Below are 14,969 nucleotides of genomic sequence, written 5' to 3' on the forward strand. Positions count from 1 at the left end.
TTCTTTCAGGACGGTGTGGAGTTCATGCTACGGGCGGGGGTGGTGATCGGGCCGGACCACGCGGGGTGCTCGGCGGCTCAGGCCTCGGCGGGGTTGTCGACGATGCAGCTGACCGAGATCTTGACGCTCGATTCGTGGGACGACACCACGTACTCGCCGGCGCGCTCGAGGGCGTTCCAGGTGGCGGGCGTGACGCGGTTGCGGCGGATGCCCGTCGTCGAGATCACGACGGGTACGCAGACGCTGCGACCGGCGAACGACTGGGACGCGGCGGTCACCGGGCCGAGGGCCAGCTGGATGGTCGTGCCCGGTGCGCGGCTCTTCGAGTCGCCGAGCAGCAGCCAGACGCCCTGCAGCAAGCCGTCGCGCTGTGCCGGGGCGAGGAGGCCGGCCAGCGACGACGGGTCGACCAGCGTGACCGACCGGCCGAGGTACTCGGACTCGGTGACCGCGTGGTGCAGCCAGGTCTCGCGCCGCCCCTCGATGAGGTGCAGGCGGAGTTCGGTGGCGAGCGACGCGGCCTGCGAGGCGACCTTGGGCGATAGGGGCAGCGGCACGTCGCCGTTGGCGACGCCGTCGAGCAGCTTCTCGGCCGCGAGGTCGAGTCGCGCCAGTTCGTCGCTCGCGAGCATGCCCACCGCGAAGCGGGGTTGCGACACGTTGCTCTGCACGAGCACCCGGTCGAGCTCGACCTGCACCATGCGACGGAACCGGTGGACCGCGAAGGTGGCGATGGCGCTCGGCAGGACGGCCAGGGCCACGACGGTGATCTGCTGCGGGCCCGAGTCGCTGGTCACGGGGGTCGAGAGCGCCACCATGACGACGAGCGCCACGAACAGCAGGGCGGTGGCGATGACGACCTCGCGCACGGGCCTCAGGGTGACGATCGGCAGCAGGCCGAAGCCGACGGCCACGCTCGAGGTGGCGTAGGCGCCCACGTCGTGCAGGGGCCAGATGGCGACGAAGTCGAGCGCGACGACGACGGCCAGGACGACCCCGATCACCGCGAACACCCCCGTGGTGAGTCTCTCGCCCCGCACGGTCACGAGCACGGCCGTGCCGATGAAGGTCGCCACGTACAGCAACCACGAGATCAGGACGGGGGCCACGTCGGGATAGGCCGACAGGTGACTGAGGAAGAAGGCGAGGCCGTAGACGGCCTGGAGTGCGGCGACGACGGCTGCGCCGACGCCGAGGTAGCCGGTGCCGAGGGTCGCGCCGGCCGCTCGCGCCTGGCGCAGCGAGCGTGCGCCGGTCGAACTGATCGGCAGGCCGCGGGCGGCTCGGCGGCCCCGGACGACTCCGAGGGTGTTCTCGTCGATGCTCATCGTGGGGCCTCCAGGACGACGGTGGTGCCCGAGCCGGGGGACGAGAAGAGGCGGGCGCTGCCGCCGACCTCGTGCAGCCGGCCGACGACGGACTCCTTGAACCCCAGGCGTTCTTCGCTGATGCCCGCGAGGTCGAAGCCGACACCGGCGTCGGTGACCATCGCGCGCACCATCGAGTCGTCGTGGATGATCGTGACGTGGGCCTCGGTCACCCCGGCGTGACGACGAACGTTCTCGAGGCACTCGGCGAGGGCCAGCAGGAAGGCGTCGAGCACGTGCGTGGGCAGCAGCACCTGACCGGTGCCGTGCCAGCTCACCTCGAGACCCATGCGGCCGAAGCGCTGCTTGACCGACTCGAGTGTCTGGCCGAGCGGGGACTCCTCGACGGTCTCGAGGCTGTAGTCGCCCGAGGCCTGCGGTTGGGGTGTGCCGCCGAGACGCAGGTGGCGCAGCAGGCGGGCGTCCTCGGCGGCCTGGTCCTGCAGGGCCTGGGGCGTGACGCCGAAGCCCGAGTGGGCGAGCAGGGTCAACGTGGCCAGCACCGTGTCGTGCAGCAGGCGTGCGCCCTGTCGTCGTTGCGCCTCGGTCTCGCTGGCCTGGCGTTCGGCCCGGTGGGCGTTGCCGATGCTGTAGATGCGGCGGGCCGCCAGGGGCACGGCGCGCCCGAGCCAGAGGCCCGTGACGAAGCAGGAGACCCAGCCGAGCAACACGGCGGCCACCGGGAAGGTGAGGAGCGAGCCGGTGGCCAGGGCCACCAGGGCCAGCTCGACGACGAAGGCCACGATCGCCGTGGTCAACCGCGGTCGGCTGGACGAGAGCATCAGGCTGAAGGCGGCGGTCGCACCGCCGGCCAGGGGGATGATCGCGGTGGCGAGCGGGCCGTCGTCGGGCCCGCCGGCGGGCAGCAGCGCCACCACGGTCGCCGCGATGCCCGAGGCCAGTCCGACCGGGACCCAGACGCGGGCGCGCGGCCCGGTGACGAAGAGCAGCGACACGACGAGCAGCGCGACGAGCGGGGCGATGGCCGCGAGGTGCAGGGGGTCGGTCACGCCGGGGATCGCCAGGGCCACGATCGAGACCGCCGCGCAGGCGAGCCCCAGGGTGCTGGTCGTGCTGCTGAGCAGACGATCGCGCTCTTGGGCGAAGATGTCCATGATTCGTGAGTGGCTTCCGACGGTGGCGTCACGGCTGCCGGGTGGCTGGTGACTCCTCATGTTTTCACACCCAGCCCCTTCTCAGGGGGTCGTGCGGGGCCCGAATCGCCGACTGCCGAGGTAACGATCCGGTCGCGACGCCGAACTGTACCCCGCGGTGTCCACCGAACTGGGGTCAGGCGAGCAGGCGACGCAACTGGGCGCCCACCGCGTCGCCCTCGATGAGGAATCCGTCGTGTCCGTAGGGGCTCTCGACCACGGCCACGTCGTCGCCGTCCAGCCCGTGCCGCAGGTGTCGTGCGATCACCCGCTGGTCGGACACGGGGAAGAGCCGGTCGCTGTCGACGCCGAGCACGAGCGTCCGGGCCGTGATGCGGTTCAGGGCCGCCGCCACGCCACCACGGTCGCGCCCGACGTCGTGCGAGTTCATCGCGCCCAGCAGGGTCACGTAGCTGCCCGCGTCGAAGCGCCGGGTGAACTTGTTGCCGTGGAAGTCGAGGTAGCTCTCGACCTGGAACCGCCCCGGGCCGCCGAGCGGCGAGATCTCGCTCTGCCAGCTGCGACCGAACCGGGCGTTCAGCTCGTCGGGCGAGCGGTAGTTGAGCAGGGCCATCCGCCGGGCGAGCGCGAGGCCTCGGTACGGGCCGTCCACGGAGTCGTAGTAGTCCCCGCCGTCGAAGGCGGCGTCCATCCGGATCGCCTCGTACTGCACCGTGTTCAGGGCGATCTGGTCGGCGCTCACGACCGGCGGCGCGGCCAGCACGGCGAGCCGGTCGACGCGCGCCGGGTGCGTGACGGCCCACTCGAGGGCGTGCATGCCGCCCATCGACCCGCCCACGACCGCGGCCCACCGCTCGATGACGAGGCGGTCGGCCAGTGCCGCCTGGGCGGCGACCTGGTCGCGGATCGTCAGGTGGGGGAACCTCGACCCCCACTCGACGGCGTCCGGCGCGAACGACGAGGGGCCGGTGCTGCCCTGGCAGCCCCCGAGCACGTTCGGTGCGACGACGAACCAGCGGTCGGTGTCGATCGCGAGCCCGGGGCCGACGACGCCGTTCCACCAGCCGGCCGTGGGATGGCCGGGGCCGGCCGCTCCGACGACGTGGCTGTCTCCCGTCAGGGCGTGCGAGACCAGCACGGCGTTGCCGCGGTCGGCGTCCAGCTCGCCCCAGGTCTCGTAGGCGATCCGTGGGCGGGGCAGCGTGACGCCGCTCTCGAGCTCGAGGTCGTCCAACGCTTCGAAGAGCCGGGCCCCGGGATCGTCCCCGTCGCGCCAGGCGCCGGTGACCGGTGGGCGGCCGAGCATCGCCAGGCGCGTGCGCTCGCTGATGACGCTCGACGGGACGGTGTCCTCGGGTGTGCTCTGCCAGTCCATGTGACGTCCATCCTGGACGAGCCGAGGAGGCGCGGTGCGTTTGTTACGCGCACCGCGCCTCCTCGGGGCTGCCGCGTCCCGCGCGGCCTCGTCGTCGTCCTAGCTGCTGCGGAGCGCCTCCCGGGTGACGGCGCGCGCCGCCGCGAAGCCGGCGTCGAGGTCGGCCTTCAGGTCGTCCACGTTCTCGAGGCCGACCGAGAGGCGGACGAGCCCCGGGGTCACGCCGGTCGTCAGCTGCTGCTCGGGGGTGAGCTGCGAGTGGGTCGTCGACGCGGGGTGGATGACGAGGCTCCGCACGTCGCCGATGTTCGCGAGGTGGCTGAACAACTCGAGCCCGTCGACGAGGGCGCGTCCGGCGTCGACCCCGCCCTTCAGCTCGAACGACAGCACGGCGCCGACGCCCCTGGGGGCGTACTTGTTGGCCGCCGCGTACCACGGGCTGGTGGGCAGACCCGCGTAGTACACCGCGGCCACGTCGTCACGCGAGTCGAGCCACTCGGCGATCTCCTGGGCGTTCTGGACGTGCCGCTCGATGCGCAGGCTGAGCGTCTCGATGCCCTGGATCAGCGAGAACGCCGTGTCGGGGCTGTTCGAGGCGCCCAGGTCGCGCAGGAGCTGCACCCGTGCCTTGATCACGTACGCGAGCGCGTCGCCGACGGCCTGCGTGTAGACGGCTCCGTGGTACGACGGGTCGGGCTGCGTGAGGCCGGGGAAGCGCTCCGCGTTTGCCGACCACGGGAACGTGCCGCCGTCGACGATGAAGCCGCCGATGACCGTGCCGTGTCCGCCGAGGAACTTCGTCGCGGAGTGCACGACGATGTCGGCGCCGTGCTCGAGCGGCCGGATCAGGTACGGCGTCGCGATGGTGTTGTCGACGATCAGCGGCACGCCCTCGGCGTGCGCGACGCCCGACACCTTCTCGAGGTCGAGGATGTTGATCTTCGGGTTGCCGATGGTCTCGGCGAAGAACAGCTTCGTGTTCGGCCGCACCGCACGGCGCCACTCGTCGGCGTCGTCCTGGTTCTCGACGAACGTCGTCTCGATGCCGAGCTTCGCGAGCGTGTACTTGAAGAGGTTGTAGGTTCCGCCGTAGATCGACGACGACGACACGATGTGGTCGCCCGCCTCGGCGATGTTCAGCACGGCGAAGGTCGACGCGGCCTGGCCCGACGCCACCAGCAGGGCACCCGTCCCGCCCTCGAGCGCGGCGATGCGCTTCTCCACGACGTCGTGGGTGGGGTTCATGATGCGCGAGTAGATGTTGCCGTTCTCGGCCAGGGCGAAGAGGTCCTGCGCGTGCTGCGCGTCCCGGAAGACGTACGACGTCGTCTTGTAGATCGGCGTGGCACGGGCGTGGGTCGTCGGGTCGGGCTGGGCCCCGGCGTGGATCTGCTGCGTCTCGAACTTCCAGGCGGGCTGGGCGTCGGTCATGGTCTGCTCCTGCGGTCGGGGTGCGTGAGGTGGGGTCCGTCCGCCGGGTGGTCGGCGGGGTCTGCGGTGACAGCCACGGTACGGACCGGGCCCCCGACCGTCCACGATGCCGGACACGCGACGTAACGGGGCCGCTAGCGTGGGCCGGGTGCGTCCGCAGCGGGCGACGACGACGAACGACGCAACAGGAGGCACACGTGACGAAGCGGGTCGTGGTGACGGGAGCCAGCTCGGGCATCGGAGCGGCGACGGTGCGGCTGTTCCGCTCGCGCGGCTGGGACGTCCTGGCGGTCGCCCGGCGCGAGGAGCGCCTCCGTGCGCTCGCCGACGAGACGGGGGCGACCTGGTTCCGGGCCGACCTCACGCGCGACGACGACGTGGCCGCCCTGCGTGCCCACGTCGAGTCGACCGGGCCGTTGCACGCCCTGGTCAACAACGCCGGCGGCGCCTTCGGTCTCGACAGCGTCGAGAACGGCTCGATCGACGACTGGCAGCGCATGTTCGACGTGAACGTGCTCGGCACCAAGCGGGCGGTCACCGCCCTGTTGCCCTCGCTCCGCGGCGGAGCCGAGGAGGCGCGGGGCGCCGACATCGTCACGGTCACCTCGATCGCCGGTCACGTCGCGTACGAGAACGGCGGCGGCTACAACGCCTCGAAGTTCGCCGAGCACGCCCTCGTGGCCGTGCTGCGGCTCGAGCTCGCGGGGGAGCCGATCCGGGTGATCGAGATCGCCCCGGGCATGGTGCACACCGAGGAGTTCTCGCTCGTGCGCTTCGGCGGGGACCAGGACCGAGCCGACGCCGTCTACCGCGACGTCGAGGCGCCGCTGACGGCCGACGACGTCGCCGAGGCGATCGTCCACTCGGTCGAACTGCCCGCCCACGTCAACCTCGACCTGGTGACGATCAAGCCAGTGGCACAAGCGGCGACCTACAACGTGGCCAAGGGCGAGCTGAAGGTCAAGAAGGACTGACCGGGCCGGGGGAGTCCGCGGACCGGGCGGCGCGCAGCCGGGCGAGGTCGCCCTCGACGAGGTCGCGCAGCCGCTCGTGGCGTCCGTCGTCGTAGTCGTCGTCCGGACGCGCCGCCCAGCCGAGCCGATCCACGACGGTCTGGCCGACGTCGTCCCAGGCACGTGACCGGGCGGCCGCCACGACCTCGGCCACGAAGTCGTCGTCGTCCCGGCGCGAGGCCAGCGCCCGGGCCACGCCCTTCGAGGCGGCCTCGCGCAGCTTGAGCGCGTCGACGTCCTCGGGGCGGTAGTCGAACTGGTGTCGGGACTGCCCGTACGACCGGCCGGTCATGCGCCGCAGCCGACGCACCCGCACGGCGGCCGCGGCCTGCTCGGTGGTCAGGCGGTCGATCTCGTCGCGGGTGACCCGGGTCGCGACGGCCTCGTCGAACGGCAGGCGCTCCTGCAGGGCGCGGCGGATGATCTGGTTGGTCACGGCGACGACCAGGGCGGAGCGGACGATCAGCAGGCCCTCGTCGACGGCGCGCTCGAGCGCCGTGCGTTCGGCGCGTCGGCGCGTTCCCGGTCCGTGGGGCACTGGTCGACGTCCTCTCGTGGTCTGACGGGTGAGGCCCCGACCTTACCGGCGTGCCGGGGGCTGCCGACCGAGTGGTCGGCCCGGGCGACGGGGGTCGGGGCGACGCACCACACGGGTCACGAGCGGGTGGTTCCGACGCGGGACGGCCCGGCGGACGACCGGGCGGACCTCGCCGACGGTGCCCGCGCCTCCTGCCGTCCGGTGGCCCGGGGGCCGCGGAACCGCGCAGGACGGCGGGCATCACCCGGGGGGAGCCGACGCGGGTCGGGCCCCACCCGGACGTCACCCGGACGAGGCCCCCTCGAACGGGGGACCCCCTCGTGCCTCGTCTTCCCAGGAGGCGCCCCGTAGCGTTGTCGAGGTCAGGATGCTCCGAACCCGAATCCGGGGCGTGCCTCTGCCGCGGTCGCCCGAATCGACCACCGGCCGACGACGCCGGGCCACCCACCCGACGACGTCCCCCGAACGCACCCTCCGACGATGGTCGCCACCCGAACGCGCCGCCCCGCGGCGTGACCGGCGCCCGTCGACGACCCCAGAGGAACCCCCGTGACCCTCCGCGTCCGCACGCCCCTCCCCGCCGTCCGCCCGTCCACCTGCCGCTCCCCCCGGGGAGGTGTCGCGTGAACCGCCCCGCCCCCCGCGTCAGCGTCGTCGTCTGCGCCGACGAGTCGACCCCGTTCGACGGTCTGACCGCAGCGCTCGACTCCGTCCTCCGCGACGGGGACGTGCACGACGTCCTCGTCGTCGTCGACCGTGCGCCGCGACTCCGCGACCACCTGCGCCACCGCTACGACGACCTCGTCGTGGTCGACAACACCCGCACGCCGGGGCTCGCCGGCAGCCGCGACACCGGCATCGAGTCGGCGCGAGGCGACGTCGTCGCGTTCCTCGACGCGGACTGCGTCGCCCACGCAGGCTGGGCCCGGGCGCTCGCCGCGCCGTTCGACCAGGTCGATGTGATCGCCGTCGTCGGCCGGACCGAGGCGACCTGGTTCGGTGCCGCCGCGTCGGCACTGCCCGACGACCTGCTCTGGGCCGTCGACTGCACGCCCCGCTCGCGTCCCGACGGTCTCGTGGGGCTCGACGACGTGGCGGGGGCGACCGTGGCGTTCCGCCGCTGGGACCTCCTGCAGGTCGGCGGCCTGGCCAGCGGGGTCGACGTCCGAGACGCCGTGCCCCGCGGTGCCGAGTTCGTCGAGCTGTGCCTGCGCCTGGCGGCGGACGAGCCGGAGGCGCGGGTCGTGTCGACCTCGTCGGCCCGCGTCTCGCGCACCGTCCGTCCCGGTGAGACGAGTCGGCGGTCCGTCGTCGGCGCCGCCGTCGACCGTGGTGTCGCCCAGATCGCCCTGCGACGCGCGGTCGGAGGGGACGGCGACGCCGACACCGACCGACGTGTCACGGCCGGCCGACTGGCCCTCGGTGCGTGGCGGACGCTCCTGCGCCGTCGTCGCGGGGCGACCGTGCTGGCAGCCGGGTCGATCGGTCTCGTGACCGGACGCGTGCTCGGTCTGGTGCGCGGGACGCGCATCGGCCTCCCGGTCGACCAGCTCGAACCGCTGCGCTCGGCCACCGTCCGCCACTGACCGGGGCCAGGACCTCGACCTCGACCTCGACCTCGGGGACGGGGCGGGTCGACGGCTCCGGCGTCCACCGCACGCCTCCCACGGACGAGGCCGGTCGGCACGGCCCGGGGGGTCGCAAGATGGGGGCGTGCCCATCCCGACCAGAGTCGCCGGCCTCGAGGCCCTCGACGAGTTCCTGCCCCGCGCCGGTTCCGCCTACGCCCGTGATCGCAATCATGACCTGGGGGTCTCGCGGCGCACCGTCTCGGGGCTGTCGCCGTACCTGCGCCACCGCCTCGTGACGGAACGCGAGGTCGTCGGCGCGGTCCTCGAGCGGCACACGCTCGGTGCTGCCGAGAAGTTCGTGCAGGAGGTGTTCTGGCGCACCTACTGGAAGGGCTGGCTCGAGCAGAACCCCGAGGTGTGGCGGCGGTACCGCCGGGACGTCGACCGCGCCGTCGACGCCGGCGTCCCCGCGGGGTACGAGGAGGCGGTCGCCGGCCGCACCGGGATCGACGCGATGGACGCCTGGGTGCGTGAGCTCGTCGACACCGGGTACCTCCACAACCACACGCGCATGTGGTTCGCCAGCATCTGGATCTTCACGCTCGGCCTGCCGTGGCAACTGGGCGCCGACTTCTTCTACCGACACCTGCTCGACGGCGACGCGGCCTCGAACACCCTGTCGTGGCGATGGGTCGCCGGCCTGCAGACCGCCGGCAAGACCTACCTGGCGACGGCCTCGAACATCTCGCGCTTCACCGACGGCCGGTTCTCGCCCGCCGGCCTCGCCACCACGGCCCGGGCCCTCGACGAGGAGCCGCTGCCCCCGCGGACGCCCGTCGAGGCCGCCGACGTCGTCGGTTCCCCGGGCACCCGGGTTGGACTCCTGCTCCACGACGAGGACCTCGAGCCCGAGAGCCTGCTCGCCGAACGCCCCGGTCTCGTCGCCCGGCTGTCGGCCACCGCCGTCGTCGCCGACCCCGGGTCACGGTCTCCCCAAGGGGCCTCGGCCGCCGTCGTGGCCTTCACGACGGGCGCCGTCGACGACGCGGCGACGCGCACGCCGGACGCCGGCGGTCGGCCCGCCCGGACGCTGTCCGACGCGCTGCCCGCCACCGCCGTCGAATGGGCACGGTCCGAGGGCCTCGACACGGTGGTGACGCCGTACGCGCCGGTCGGTCCGGTCCAGGAACGTCTCGAGACCCTCCGTGCTGCCCTGTCGGTCGAGGGGATGGAGCTCGTCACCGTCCGACGGCGCTGGGACGGCGAGGCCTGGCCGTCCGCCTCCCGGGGCTTCTTCCCGTTCCGCGGTCGCATCCCCGAGCTCGTCCGCCAGCTCTGAGGCGGCTCGGGGGAGGGCTGGGGGCGGCAGCTCGTCCGAGGCTGTGGACCGTCCAGGCGGTCGTCCGTACCGTGGAGGTCATGGACCAGACCACGCCGGGGGCCGAACCCGATCCGGTGTCCCGCACCGCGCCTCCGTTGCTCCGCCCCGCGTTCATCCGACAGCACTGGGGCGGTCTGGCCTTCGCGCACTGGCGGGTCGAGCCCGACCGTGTCGCACCGTTGCTGCCGCCCGGCACGCGGCCCGACGTGTTCGACGGATCGACCTGGGTCGGGCTGATCCCGTTCAAGCTGACCGGCAGCGCCTTCGGGCCGCTGCCGGCCGTGCCCTGGGCCGGGGACTTCCTCGAGACGAACGTGCGGTTGTACTCGGTCGACGCCCTGGGCCGTCGGGGCGTCGTGTTCCGCACCCTCGAGGCCCAGCGTCTCGTGTCGGTGCTCGCCGCGAACGTGGGCCTCGGCCTGCCGTACCGGTGGGCGTCCATGCACGAGTCCCGGGCCGACGGGGTCGTGACGTACCGCAGCACGAGGCTCGGGCCGGGGGCGAACCCGTCGTCACGCCTGTCCGTCCGACCCACCGACGAGGTGGTCGAGGGTGATCCGCTCGCCGAGTTCCTCACCGCCCGATGGGGCATGCACGTCGCCCGGGGCGGGCGCACGAGGTACTGGCCGAACCGGCACGACACCTGGTCGCTGCGCCGGGCCGAGCTGGTCGACCTCGACGACGAGCTGGTGGCCGACGGCGGCCTGCCGGGCGTCACCGACCGCGAGCCCGACTCGCTGCTCTGGTCCGATGGCGTCGACACCGTCTTCGCGCCTCCCGGGGGTGCCTGGGTCCCCGCGTGACGCGTGGTGGCCTGCGCGCGTTACGGTTGTCGGCATGGTCACCCCACCCGACGACAGCCAGGCCGCCCCCGCACGACCCGAGGTCGAGGCTCCCGAGAGGGAGGTGCTCGGCTGGCTCGAGTTCGGAGAGGCCGCGCGGCACCTGGCCTCGGACGTCGTCCAGGCGGGGTTCACGCCCGACGTGATCGTCGCCGTCGCCCGCGGGGGGCTCGTGCTCGCCGGGGCCGTGGCCTACGCGCTCGACACCAAGATGTGCGGCTCGATCAACGTCGAGTTCTACACGGGCGTCGACGAGCGACTGCCCGAGCCCGTCCTGCTGCCCCCGACCCTCGACGCCCCGTCGCTCGAGGGCAAGAAGGTGCTCGTCGTCGACGACGTGTCCGACTCGGGGCGCACCCTCGTGCTCGTGCGCGACCTGCTCGCCGAGGTGGCCGCCGAGGTGCGCACCGTCTGCCTGTACAGCAAGCCCCGCACCGTGCTCGAACCCGACTTCGTCTGGAAGCGCACCGACCAGTGGATCACCTTCCCGTGGAGCGCCCAGCCGCCGGTCACGCGTGAGGTCGGCGCGGGGGTGAGCGCGTGAGCATCCACCTGGTGGGCGGCGGCTGGTCGCCCGACGACACCGAGCTCTACGACCTCTTCGTGGCCGAGGCCGCCGTCCGCGGGGCCGCCGTCGGCCGGGGCGTGCCGCGCATCGCCGTGCTCATCGTCGTCGCCGACGACTCGCCGTCCGCCGAGTTCCGCGACGGCTACCCGGCCATGCTCGCCGCGGGCGGCCGCTGCGAGGCCCTCACCACGATCGTCGCCGCGGGTGACGAGTTCGACACCCGCGTGCTCAGCGACGTCGACGGGTTGCTCGTCGCGGGCGGGCTCACCCCGGCCTACCTCGACGCCGTCGCGCCGCTGATCGACCAGGTGCGCCTGCTCGTCGCCGACGGGCTGCCCTACCTCGGCTTCTCGGCCGGTGCGATGATCGCCGCCGACCGTGCCGTGCTCGGCGGCTGGTTGATCGGCGACGTCCCGGTCTGCCCCGAGGACGCCGCCGAAGACCTGGACGAGGTGACCCTCGCCGACGGACTCGGCCTCGTCGACCTCGCCATCGACGTGCACGCCGCCCAGTGGGGCACCCTGACCCGACTCATCGCCGCCACCGAGGCCGGACTCGTCCGCGGCGGCGTCGCCATCGACGAGAACACCGCCCTGGTCGTCGGCGAGGGCGCCCTCGCGGTGCTCGGCACCGGCAGCGTCTGGCGGGTCGAACCGCAGCTCGACGACGACGGCGAGATCGTCGGCGTCTCGGTCGGCACGCTCGGGGTCGAGTGACCGTCGAGGCGCACGACCACCGTCGACCCCTCTCCGAGCAGATCGACCCGTCGTGGGCGACCGCACTCGAGCCCGTGGCCGACCGCATCGCCGACATGGGCGAGTACCTGCGGGCCGAGGTTCGGGCGGGGCGTGGTTACCTGCCCGCCGGCGCGGACGTGCTGCGCGCCTTCCGTCAGCCCCTCGACGAGGTGCGCGTCCTGATCGTCGGTCAGGACCCCTACCCGACGCCCGGCCACCCGATCGGGTTGTCGTTCGCCGTCGACCCGCACGTCCGACCGGTCCCGCGCAGCCTCGCGAACATCTACCGCGAGCTGCACGACGACCTCGGCGTGCCCGTCGTCGAGCACGGTGACCTGACCTCGTGGTCGCGCCACGGCGTGCTGCTGCTCAACCGGGTGCTCACGGTGCGTCCGGGCGAGACGGCGTCGCACCGCGGCAAGGGCTGGGAGCCGGTCACCGAGCGCGCCATCGAGGTGCTGGCCGCACGGGGCGGGCCCCTCGTGGCCATCCTGTGGGGCCGTGACGCGTCGGCGCTCAAGCCGATGCTCGGCGACGTCCCCTCGATCGAGTCGCCGCACCCGAGCCCCCTGTCGGCGTCGCGCGGGTTCTTCGGGTCGCGGCCGTTCAGCCGGGCGAACGAGCTGCTCGTCGCCCAGGGTGGCGAACCCGTCGACTGGACGCTGCCGCCGGCCGTCTGAGCCGTGACCGGTCGGCGTCCGACCCGGAAGCGGGCGTGTTCGTCGGATGCGGGCCGCCCCGAGCGCCCGGCGACGACGAACACGCCCGCCTCCGCGCCGGGCCGACGTCCGGCGTGGCAGAGTGGGCCCGTGCTCGAAGAGGAATACCAGCCCCGCCGGCGCCTTCCCCGGGCACTGCAGCCCCCGGTCCCGGTCGAGCCCGGGTTCTCGTTCGAGATCCGCCCCGCGACGCCCGCCGACCTGCCCTACGTGCGTGAGATCTACAACCACTACGTGGCGAACTCGTCGGTCACCTTCGACGAGGACGCCATGACCCTCGCCGAGTGGCGTCGCAAGTACGCCTTCGTCACGAAGCTCGGCATGCCCTTCCTCGTCGCGGTGAACCCGTCCGGCGAGGCCCTCGGCTACGCGGTGGCGACACCGTGGGGTGGCAAGGCGGCCTATCGATACACCGTCGAGAGCTCGATCTACCTGCGGGCCGCGTCGACCGGCAAGGGCCTCGGTCGTGCCCTGCTCGAAGCACTCGTCGAGGCCTGTCGTGACGCCGGCATCCGCGAGATGATCGCGGTCATCGCCGACAAGAACGCCGAGGCGTCGATCGGCCTGCACGAGCGGATCGGCTTCACCGAGGTCGGTCGCATGGGCCGGGTCGGCTTCAAGTTCGGCCGCTGGCTCGGCACGGTCACGATGCAGAAGTCGCTCAAGAAGCGCCGCCGCGGCTGAGCCTCAGAGCGACGGCCCGACGATCTCGCGCAACACGCGTTCGGTCGCGTCCGCGGTGGCGGGCTCGCCGCGCCAGAGCATGCGGACGATCAACCCGTCGACCGCCAGGGCCACGACGTCGACCCGCTCGGTGGGCACGCCCGCCCGCCTCAGCGCGTGCTCGAGCGACGAGTACCAGAGGTCGGCGTCCTCGCGCAGCGACTCGTCCCGCATGGCGGTGAAGAGCAGCTCGTACTGCGCCCGGGCCGACCCGCGCTCGGTGATCGCGTACCGGACGAGGGTCTCGGCCAGGTCGGCCAAGGAGGCGCGCTCGAGTCGGTCGAACGACCGCACCCAGTCGGTGGTCGCGTGGCGCAGCGCCGCGCGCAGCAGGTCGTCGCGTCCGGCGAAGTAGTACGTGGCCGCCGAGACCGGGACGCCGGCGGCGCGGGCGACCGCCCGGTGCGTCACGGCCGAGGGGCCGCCCGCCTCGAGGACGGCCAGGACGCCGTCGAGCAGCGCGCGCCTCCTGGTCTCGCCCTTCGGGGTGAGGGCCTGGCCACCGGGGCTGGCGGAAGGGCCGCCGGGGCCGACGGACGGGCTGCCGGGGCCGGGGGCCGAGCCGCCGCGGGCCCGGCCGTCACCCGCCGTCGTGTCGGTCACCGGGGTCAGGCCGCGGCCTCGTGGCGACCGCCGAGCTCGAGCATGGTGACGCCGCCGATGACCAGGACGATGCCGCCGAGCTGGACGAGGGTCAGGGGCTCCTTGAAGAAGATCCAGCTGATGAGGGCGACGAGCACGACGCCGACGCCGGCCCAGATCGCGTAGGCGATGCCGAGCGGCACGCCCTTGGTCAGCGACTGCGAGAGCATCGCGAACGCGAAGACGTAGCCCACGACGACCGCCGCGTACTGCCACCACTTGGCGTCGGGGCCGCTGGTGACCTTGAGGAAGCTCGTGGCGAAGACCTCGCCGACGATGGCGAGCGCGAGGAAGAGGTAACCCATGACGGTGTCCTGTCGAGACGTGCGACGGTCCCGGCGGCGACCTGCGGCCGAGGGAGCACGAATGGGACAAATGTACCAGAAACAGCCGTCCGTCCCCGGGGCCGCGGCCTAGGCTCGACGGGTGTTCGAACTCCACCACCTGAGCGCCCACGAGCAGTGGGACTGGCTGCGCCGCGGCGAGGTCTCGCCCCGCGAGCTGACCACCCACTACCTCGAGCGCATCGCCCGCCTCGACGGCGACCTCGGCGCGTTCGTCACGGTGACCGGCGAGGCCGCCCTCGGGCGGGCCGACGCCCTGGCCGCCGCCGGGCCCTCGGTCGCGCCGCTCTGGGGGCTGCCGCTGGCCGACAAGGACCTCAGCGACCGGGCGGGCGTGCCGACCTGGTCGGGATCGCGGCTGAGCAGGGGGCGCGTGCCCGAGGCGTCGTCCGAGATCACCGAGGTGCTCGACGAGGCCGGCGCGATCAGCGTGGGCAAGACGGCCACGCCCGAGTACGGGCTGACCGCGTACACCGAGACGCTCGTCGGTCCTCCGACGCGCAACCCGTGGTCGCTCGAGGCGGGCGCGGGCGGCTCGAGCGGTGGGGCCGCGGCCGCCGTCGCCGCCGGGCTGCTGCCGTTCGCGCCCGGCTCGGACGGCGG

General features: G+C 73.2%; 16 protein-coding genes. 9 read left to right on the plus strand and 7 right to left on the minus strand.

Annotation, left to right across the window (positions count from 1 at the left end):
• Window positions 1-77: 77 nt before the first annotated feature.
• The 4 genes from SZ60_RS03590 to SZ60_RS03605 all read right to left on the minus strand — a co-directional run bounded on the left by SZ60_RS03590 (window position 78) and on the right by SZ60_RS03605 (window position 5,288).
• Complete coding sequence (locus tag SZ60_RS03590) at window positions 78-1,328, minus strand: hypothetical protein (protein WP_043593730.1); 1,251 nt, start codon at window positions 1,326-1,328, stop codon at window positions 78-80.
• Window positions 1,325-2,482 carry a sensor histidine kinase gene (locus SZ60_RS03595; RefSeq protein ID WP_043593732.1) on the minus strand — a complete coding sequence of 386 codons (1,158 nt, stop codon included), beginning with the start codon at window positions 2,480-2,482 and terminating at the stop codon, window positions 1,325-1,327. The genes SZ60_RS03590 and SZ60_RS03595 overlap by 4 nt, the downstream gene beginning before the upstream one ends.
• Before the next feature lie 175 nt (window positions 2,483-2,657).
• The gene (locus tag SZ60_RS03600; protein ID WP_043593734.1) at window positions 2,658-3,857 is read right to left on the minus strand and encodes a homoserine O-acetyltransferase; all 1,200 of its coding nucleotides are present in this window, start codon (window positions 3,855-3,857) and stop codon (window positions 2,658-2,660) included.
• 99 nt (window positions 3,858-3,956) lie between these two features.
• Window positions 3,957-5,288, minus strand: coding sequence for a bifunctional o-acetylhomoserine/o-acetylserine sulfhydrylase (locus tag SZ60_RS03605; protein WP_043593735.1), 1,332 nt, complete (start codon window positions 5,286-5,288; stop codon window positions 3,957-3,959).
• A gap of 197 nt (window positions 5,289-5,485) precedes the next feature.
• On the opposite strand from SZ60_RS03605, the gene SZ60_RS03610 reads away from it, so the two are divergent.
• Window positions 5,486-6,262, plus strand: coding sequence for an SDR family oxidoreductase (locus SZ60_RS03610; RefSeq protein ID WP_043593736.1), 777 nt, complete (start codon window positions 5,486-5,488; stop codon window positions 6,260-6,262).
• On the opposite strand, the gene SZ60_RS03615 is transcribed toward SZ60_RS03610, so the two are convergent.
• On the minus strand, window positions 6,249-6,839 hold the full coding sequence (locus tag SZ60_RS03615; protein ID WP_043593737.1) for a hypothetical protein: 591 nt from the start codon (window positions 6,837-6,839) through the stop codon (window positions 6,249-6,251). The two genes, SZ60_RS03610 and SZ60_RS03615, sit on opposite strands and share 14 nt — an antisense overlap.
• Window positions 6,840-7,462: 623 nt before the next feature.
• Here SZ60_RS03615 and SZ60_RS17380 point away from each other — a divergent pair.
• The 7 genes from SZ60_RS17380 to SZ60_RS03650 all read left to right on the plus strand — a co-directional run bounded on the left by SZ60_RS17380 (window position 7,463) and on the right by SZ60_RS03650 (window position 13,341).
• Complete coding sequence (locus tag SZ60_RS17380; RefSeq protein ID WP_043593738.1) at window positions 7,463-8,425, plus strand: glycosyltransferase family 2 protein; 963 nt, start codon at window positions 7,463-7,465, stop codon at window positions 8,423-8,425.
• 127 nt (window positions 8,426-8,552) lie between these two features.
• A complete protein-coding gene (locus SZ60_RS03625) occupies window positions 8,553-9,749 on the plus strand; it encodes an FAD-binding domain-containing protein (protein WP_043593739.1) in 1,197 nt (398 codons plus the stop codon).
• 80 nt (window positions 9,750-9,829) lie between these two features.
• Window positions 9,830-10,594, plus strand: coding sequence for a YqjF family protein (locus tag SZ60_RS03630; RefSeq protein WP_043593741.1), 765 nt, complete (start codon window positions 9,830-9,832; stop codon window positions 10,592-10,594).
• Window positions 10,595-10,628: 34 nt separating this feature from the next.
• Window positions 10,629-11,177: a phosphoribosyltransferase gene (locus SZ60_RS03635; RefSeq protein ID WP_043593743.1), complete on the plus strand. Its 549-nt coding sequence runs from the start codon at window positions 10,629-10,631 to the stop codon at window positions 11,175-11,177.
• Entirely contained in the window at window positions 11,174-11,917 is a 744-nt protein-coding gene (locus SZ60_RS03640) for a Type 1 glutamine amidotransferase-like domain-containing protein (RefSeq protein WP_043593745.1), read from the plus strand. Before SZ60_RS03635 ends, SZ60_RS03640 begins: the two co-directional genes overlap by 4 nt.
• Complete coding sequence (locus tag SZ60_RS03645) at window positions 11,914-12,618, plus strand: uracil-DNA glycosylase (RefSeq protein ID WP_043593747.1); 705 nt, start codon at window positions 11,914-11,916, stop codon at window positions 12,616-12,618. Before SZ60_RS03640 ends, SZ60_RS03645 begins: the two co-directional genes overlap by 4 nt.
• A gap of 129 nt (window positions 12,619-12,747) precedes the next feature.
• A complete protein-coding gene (locus tag SZ60_RS03650) occupies window positions 12,748-13,341 on the plus strand; it encodes a GNAT family N-acetyltransferase (RefSeq protein ID WP_043593749.1) in 594 nt (197 codons plus the stop codon).
• 3 nt (window positions 13,342-13,344) lie between these two features.
• On the opposite strand, the gene SZ60_RS16295 is transcribed toward SZ60_RS03650, so the two are convergent.
• Window positions 13,345-13,983, minus strand: coding sequence for a TetR/AcrR family transcriptional regulator (locus SZ60_RS16295; RefSeq protein WP_052505129.1), 639 nt, complete (start codon window positions 13,981-13,983; stop codon window positions 13,345-13,347).
• A 5-nt stretch (window positions 13,984-13,988) separates the two neighbouring features.
• Window positions 13,989-14,327: a multidrug efflux SMR transporter gene (locus tag SZ60_RS03660; RefSeq protein ID WP_043593751.1), complete on the minus strand. Its 339-nt coding sequence runs from the start codon at window positions 14,325-14,327 to the stop codon at window positions 13,989-13,991.
• A 121-nt stretch (window positions 14,328-14,448) separates the two neighbouring features.
• Between SZ60_RS03660 and SZ60_RS03665 the strand changes: the two genes are divergently transcribed.
• Window positions 14,449-14,969 (plus strand): amidase (locus tag SZ60_RS03665; RefSeq protein WP_043593753.1); only part of this gene is annotated, 521 nt, incomplete at its 3' end.

It is taken from the genome of Frigoribacterium sp. MEB024, assembly GCF_000878135.1.
GTDB lineage: Bacteria > Actinomycetota > Actinomycetes > Actinomycetales > Microbacteriaceae > Frigoribacterium.

Coding starts and splice junctions, on each gene's coding strand:
- SZ60_RS03600 (WP_043593734.1), bottom strand. CDS start 3,857: ATGGACTGGCAGAGCACACCCGAGGACACCGTCCCGTCGAGCGTCATC.
- SZ60_RS03630 (WP_043593741.1), top strand. CDS start 9,830: ATGGACCAGACCACGCCGGGGGCCGAACCCGATCCGGTGTCCCGCACC.
- SZ60_RS03590 (WP_043593730.1), bottom strand. CDS start 1,328: ATGAGCATCGACGAGAACACCCTCGGAGTCGTCCGGGGCCGCCGAGCC.
- SZ60_RS03595 (WP_043593732.1), bottom strand. CDS start 2,482: ATGGACATCTTCGCCCAAGAGCGCGATCGTCTGCTCAGCAGCACGACC.
- SZ60_RS03660 (WP_043593751.1), bottom strand. CDS start 14,327: ATGGGTTACCTCTTCCTCGCGCTCGCCATCGTCGGCGAGGTCTTCGCC.
- SZ60_RS03635 (WP_043593743.1), top strand. CDS start 10,629: ATGGTCACCCCACCCGACGACAGCCAGGCCGCCCCCGCACGACCCGAG.
- SZ60_RS03605 (WP_043593735.1), bottom strand. CDS start 5,288: ATGACCGACGCCCAGCCCGCCTGGAAGTTCGAGACGCAGCAGATCCAC.